The sequence below is a fragment of the Luteimonas sp. TWI382 genome, assembly GCF_039674545.1.
Classification (GTDB): domain Bacteria; phylum Pseudomonadota; class Gammaproteobacteria; order Xanthomonadales; family Xanthomonadaceae; genus Luteimonas.
In genome coordinates this window covers 1-5514 of the sequence record NZ_JBDJNS010000046.1, presented here as the reverse complement: position 1 = coordinate 5514, position 5514 = coordinate 1, and the positions used below count along the sequence as shown (strand labels likewise).

Genomic DNA, 5514 nt, shown 5'->3' with positions numbered 1-5514 from the left:
CAACAATCTGCTCGACGGCACCGAGGGTCTGGTGCGGCAGGATCCGGGCACGCTGGTGATGACGGTCGGCGGGCAGACGGGCGGCGACGAGGTGAGCTTTGCGAATGTCGATGGCGATGCGCGTCGGCTCAGCGGGGTGGCCGATGGCGTCGACGACACCGATGCCGCGAATGTCCGTCAGCTGCGCGCGGTGGAGGGGCAAATCGGCGATCTGGATGCATTCGCCGTGCGCTACGACACTGCCGACATGGCGCAGATCACATTGGGCGGAAGTGGCGGTACCGTGATCGACAACCTCGCGGCCGGGCAGATCGCGGCCGGCAGCCTGCAGGCCATCAACGGCGGGCAGATGTTCGCGAGCATGTCGAGCATGGCGGCGATCTTCGGAGGCGGTGCCTCGGTCGATCCGTTCGGCGGGCTGGTGCCACCGGACTACATGATCCAGGGCACGTTCTACAACTCGGTGGGCGACGCGCTGGCCGCGCTCGACACCGGGCTGACCCAGGTCAACGCGCGCATCGACAACCTGCCGCCTGGCAGCGGTGGCGGTGATCCGCTGGTGGCCGTCGACGGTGTGCGTGACGGCAGCGATGATGCGGCTATGGCCGATGGCCAGCGCGGCGTCTCGATCGGCAGCAACGCGAGCCACGGCGGGCGTTACGGCACCGCCATTGGTGGCGACAGCCACGCGGCCGGTGATCACGACACCGCGATCGGCGGCAATGCCAAGGTCCATGCCGACAACAGCACGGCGGTCGGCGCCAACGCCACCGTGCAGGCGGCGGCGAGCGAGGCCGTCGCGGTAGGCGAGGGCAGCACGGTCGCGGCAAGCGGCGGCACCGCGATCGGCCAGGGCGCGACTGTCACCGACACTGCGCAAGGTGCGGTCGCGTTGGGCCAGGGCTCGGTCGCCGATCGCGCCGGGACAGTCTCGGTCGGCAGCGCAGGCAGCGAGCGCCAAGTGGTGAACGTCGCGGCCGGCACCCAGGACACCGATGCGGTCAACGTGTCGCAGTTGCGCGCGTCCGAGCAGGGAACCGTGCGCTACGACACCAATCCCGACGGCAGCGCCAATCCGACCCAGATCACGCTCAACCGGGGCGGCGGCGAAGTGCTGGTGCGCAACGTGCGGGCCGGTACCGCCGGCACCGACGCGGTCAACGTCAATCAGCTCAACGCCGGGATCGGTCGTGCAATCGGGGAGGCGAACGCCTACACCGACATGCGTGTGGGGCAGATGCAGTCCGACATCTGGGAGATCGATCGCGGGTACCGCGCCGGTGTGGCGGCCGCCATGGCGGTGGCGGGCCTGCCGCAGGCCTACATGCCCGGCAAGAGCATGGTCGCGGCCGCCGTGAGCGGGTACGAGCGCGAGGCCGGTCTCGCGGTCGGCATCACGACGGTCTCGGAGAATGGTCGCTGGGTCTACAAGTTCAGCGGTACGACCAACACCGTCAACGACGTCGGCTTCACGATGGGCGCCGGCCTGCAGTGGTGATTGCAGCGGCCCCGTCCACGGACGGGGCCGTTTGCCTGGAATGCGGTTCAAGGAGACCCAGCATGCATTCGATCCCGAGTTTTTCCGTCCGCCTCTGCGCAGTGGTTCTCGTCGCCGGACTCGCTGCCTGCGCCTCGACTGGCGACGTCGACGAGGCGCCACGATTCCCCGATCCCGCCTCGGCGAAGCCGCTTGGCGGCATCTACCCCACGGTCGGTGCATTGCAGCCGCTGGCGCCCGGGCTGAGCAAGGACCAGCTCTACGCGTTGCTCGGCCCCCCGCATTTCTCCGAGGGCGTGTTCGGCGTGCGCGAGTGGGACTACGTGTTGAATTTCCGCGAGGTGGATGGCCAGACGGCGCGTTGCCAGCTCAAGTTGCGTTTCGACAAGGCCGGTGTGGCGCGCGACCTGCATTGGATGCCTGCCGCCTGCGCCGAGCGGACCCGGCCGCGCGATGCCCAGATCGGGGGCGGTGTCTCCACCACAGGCGAGCGGGTCGCGCTGCTGTCGGCCGATACCACGTTCGTCTTCGCCAGCGCCGAGTTGACGCCGTTGGGCCGGCGCACGCTCGATGCGCTGATCGAGCGCGCCGGTGCGCTCGATGGCAGCGAGGCGATCGAGATCGTCGGCCATGCCGACAGGATCGGCCGCCCCGCTGCCAACGATGCGCTCTCGCGCCGGCGGGCAGAGGCGGTGCGCGACCATCTCGCACAGCGCGGCGGCGCAGCGGCGCGGATCTCGGTCGACGGCCGCGGGAGTCGCGAGCCGCTGGTTGCCTGCGAGGGCCTGCGCGGCGCGGACGAGATCGCGTGCCTGGCGCCCAATCGCCGCGTCGAGGTCCTGGTGCAGCGCCGGGCCACTGCCGCGGTCCCCTGAGTGGCGCCGTTCGTCGCGGCTGGCCGTGCGCGGCTGCGATGGGGATAATGCGGCATGGATGCCCGTATTCCCCTGCTGATCGACACCGACCCCGGGGTCGATGACGCCCTGGCCCTGCTGCTCGCGTTCAACGATCGCGCGCATGAGGTGGTCGGATTGACGATCGCGGCCGGCAACGTCGGCCTGCACCACACCACGGCCAACGCATTGAAGCTGTGCGAGCTGGTCGGGCGCTCCGACGTGCCGGTCTATGCCGGCAGCGCCTCGCCGCTGCTGCACCCTGCGCCGGACGCGGCCTACGTACACGGCAACGACGGCTTCGGCGACATCGGCTACGCGCCGGCATCGCACGGCCTGCAGGACGAACATGCCGCACTGGCGATCCTCCGGCTCTCGCATGTGCACGCCGGCAGCCTGGTGCTGGTGGCGCTGGGGCCGCTGACCAACATCGCGCTTGCACTCAAGCTCGATCCGACGCTGCCCTCGCGGGTGGCGCGCTTTGTGACGATGGCCGGTGCAGTCACCGGGCACGGCAACATCACGCCGAGCGCGGAGTTCAACGTCTACTTCGATCCCGAGGCGGCGAAGATCGTGTTCGACGCGTTCCCGGCGTTCGAGCTCTCGGACTGGGAGGCCACAGTGGCCCATGGCCTGCCGCACGACGAGGTACTGGCGTGGATGCAGGCGGGCGGCACGCGTGCGGACTTCTACGAAGCCATCTCGCGCAAGACGCGCGAGTGGTCGGCCGACCGCCGCGGCGACGAGTGGCACAGTGCGGATGCGCTGGCGATGGCCTGGGTGCTCGCGCCGGACGGCGTGCTGGAGACCGTCGCCCGACCGGTGGACGTGGTGCTCGACCATGGGCCGGCCCGCGGGGCGACGATCGTCGACTGGCAGCGCCAACTCGGACGGCCGGACAATGCCACGATCCTGATGCGTTACGACCGCGTGCGCTTCCACGCCCTGGTCCGCGAGGCGCTGCAGGCGGCTTGAGCCCGTCCTGGCGCCCGCGGACGGGCGCCCTTGCCGGGCGGTCCGGGCAGCGGCTATAATGGCGCTCTTTCCCTGCGCAAACTGGTGCCGCCATGAAGGCCGACATCCATCCGGATTACCGCGAAGTCGTGTTTCAGGACGTGACTTCGGATTTCAAGTTCCTCACCCGCTCGACCCTCGCGGCCACCGCGAAGGAATCGATTCAGTGGGACGACGGCAACGAATACCCGCTGGTCAAGATCGACGTGTCCTCGGCCACGCATCCGTTCTACACCGGCCAGAACAAGATCATCGACACCAGCGGTCGCGTCGACAAGTTCCGCAAGCGCTACGCGAAGCAGTAACCGGGCCGCGCGTCGCCCGCGCGACGCGTCCGGTGTGCGCAGGCGGCCGCCAGCTGGCGGCCGTCGCCGTTTGTGCGCGACGCCCATCGCATCTCCAGGTGCGGTGGGCGTCGTCGTGTTCGACGTTCCCGCAACCCAGCGACCGCGTGTCGCGGGGGGCTATGCGATAATTGACGCGTTGCGGCAAGCGCCGCGCCCGCCCCACCGGAGCATCCGCCGCTCCGGGAAACGAGGAGTCTTTTTCAGTGTCCGATACCAATTCCAAGCTCGAACAGGTCACGCTCGATGCCGCCGGCAAGTCGGTGACGCTGCCCGTCCTGCATGGCACGCTCGGCAACCCCTGCATCGACATCTCGAAGCTGCCGAAGGAAACGGGCTGCTTCACCTACGATTCCGGTTTCACCGCCACCGCCAGCTGCAAGTCCGCGATCACCTACATCGACGGCGACCAGGGCGTACTGCTGTACCGCGGCTACCCGATCGAGCAGCTCGCCGAACATTCCAGCTTCCTGGAAGTGGCCTATCTGCTGATGAACGGCGAACTGCCGTCCAAGGACGAGTTCGGGCGTTTCGAGCACGAGGTCACGCATCACACGATGATGCACGAGTCGCTCAAGTGTTTCCTGCAGGGCTTCCGTCACGATGCGCACCCGATGGCGATGCTGGCCGCGTCGGTGGCGTCGATGTCGGCGTTCTACCACGACACGCTGGATCTGCAGGATCCCGAGCAGCGCCGCCTCGCCGCGATCCGTCTGCTGGCCAAGATGCCGACGTTGGCCGCCGCTGCCTACCGCTATTCGATCGGCTGGCCGATCCGGTACCCGCGCAACAGCCTGGGCTACGTCGACCGCTTCCTGCACATGATGTTCGAGGTGCCCAGCGAGCCGCTCGAGCTCAACCCCGTGGTCGCCAAGGCGATGGATCTGCTGTTCATCCTGCACGCCGACCACGAGCAGAACGCGTCGACCTCGACCGTGCGTCTGGTCGGCTCCACCGGCGCCAATCCGTACGCCTCGGTCGCGGCGGGCATCACCGCGCTCTGGGGCCCGGCGCACGGCGGCGCCAACGAGGCGGTGCTCAAGCAGTTGGCCGAGATCGGCGATGCGAAGAACGTCGAGAAGGCGGTGCTGCGCGCCAAGGACAAGAACGATCCGTTCCGCCTGATGGGCTTCGGTCACCGCGTCTACAAGAACTTCGATCCGCGCGCGAAGATCATCCGCGAGATGACCCACAAGGTGCTCGGCGAGCTGGGGATCGACGATCCGTTGCTGGAAGTGGCGATGAAGCTGGAAGAGGCGGCGCTCAAGGACGAGTACTTCGTCGAGCGCAAGCTCTATCCGAACGTCGATTTCTACAGCGGCATCATCTACAAGGCGCTGAAGATCCCGACCGAGATGTTCACGGTGATGTTCGCCATCGGCCGCACCGCCGGTTGGGTGGCGCATTGGCTCGAGCAGCAGGTCGATCCGGAGGCCAAGATCGGTCGTCCGCGCCAGATCTATACCGGCTACGACGTGCGCGACTACCGCAAGGGCTGACGCGCCGCCGCGCCTGCGCTCAAAGAAGCCGCGGTCTCCGCGGCTTCTTCTTTGGTTCTTCTCCCAGCTCGACTTCGGATAGGCAGCGGACTGCCCACCGGAAGCCGCTCTTGCCCGGTCAAGACCGCTTCGCGATTCGGCCATGCCAAGTACGCGTGCCCGCTTGCAAAACCGGGGTCAGAGTTCAAATTAGCGAGGTGAAATTTAAATAATACCCCGGGTATTATTTTATGCGGGGTTGCCCGAAGGAGGGGAAGTAGGGCGGA

At 67.8% G+C, this 5514-nt stretch carries 5 protein-coding genes; all 5 read left to right on the top strand.

The features are described 5' to 3' along the window. Positions 1 to 1498 (top strand): YadA-like family protein (locus tag ABE505_RS17000; RefSeq protein ID WP_346446205.1); only part of this gene is annotated, 1498 nt, incomplete at its 5' end. A 62-nt stretch (positions 1499 to 1560) separates the two neighbouring features. Next, positions 1561 to 2373, top strand: coding sequence for an OmpA family protein (locus ABE505_RS16995; RefSeq protein ID WP_346443085.1), 813 nt, complete (start codon positions 1561 to 1563; stop codon positions 2371 to 2373). Between the two features lie 54 nt (positions 2374 to 2427). Continuing rightward, positions 2428 to 3366, top strand: a complete 939-nt coding sequence (locus ABE505_RS16990; protein WP_346443083.1) for a nucleoside hydrolase — start codon at positions 2428 to 2430, stop codon at positions 3364 to 3366. Between the two features lie 92 nt (positions 3367 to 3458). Beyond that, on the top strand, positions 3459 to 3710 hold the full coding sequence (locus ABE505_RS16985) for a type B 50S ribosomal protein L31 (RefSeq protein ID WP_183427564.1): 252 nt from the start codon (positions 3459 to 3461) through the stop codon (positions 3708 to 3710). A 245-nt stretch (positions 3711 to 3955) separates the two neighbouring features. Continuing rightward, positions 3956 to 5248, top strand: a complete 1293-nt coding sequence (locus ABE505_RS16980) for a citrate synthase (protein ID WP_183427563.1) — start codon at positions 3956 to 3958, stop codon at positions 5246 to 5248. Positions 5249 to 5514: the final 266 nt, after the last annotated feature.

What these genes read in the sequence shown, in the direction of transcription:
- ABE505_RS16995 (WP_346443085.1), top strand. Translation starts at nt 1,561, where the DNA reads ATGCATTCGATCCCGAGTTTTTCCGTCCGCCTCTGCGCAGTGGTTCTC.
- ABE505_RS16990 (WP_346443083.1), top strand. Translation starts at nt 2,428, where the DNA reads ATGGATGCCCGTATTCCCCTGCTGATCGACACCGACCCCGGGGTCGAT.
- ABE505_RS16985 (WP_183427564.1), top strand. Translation starts at nt 3,459, where the DNA reads ATGAAGGCCGACATCCATCCGGATTACCGCGAAGTCGTGTTTCAGGAC.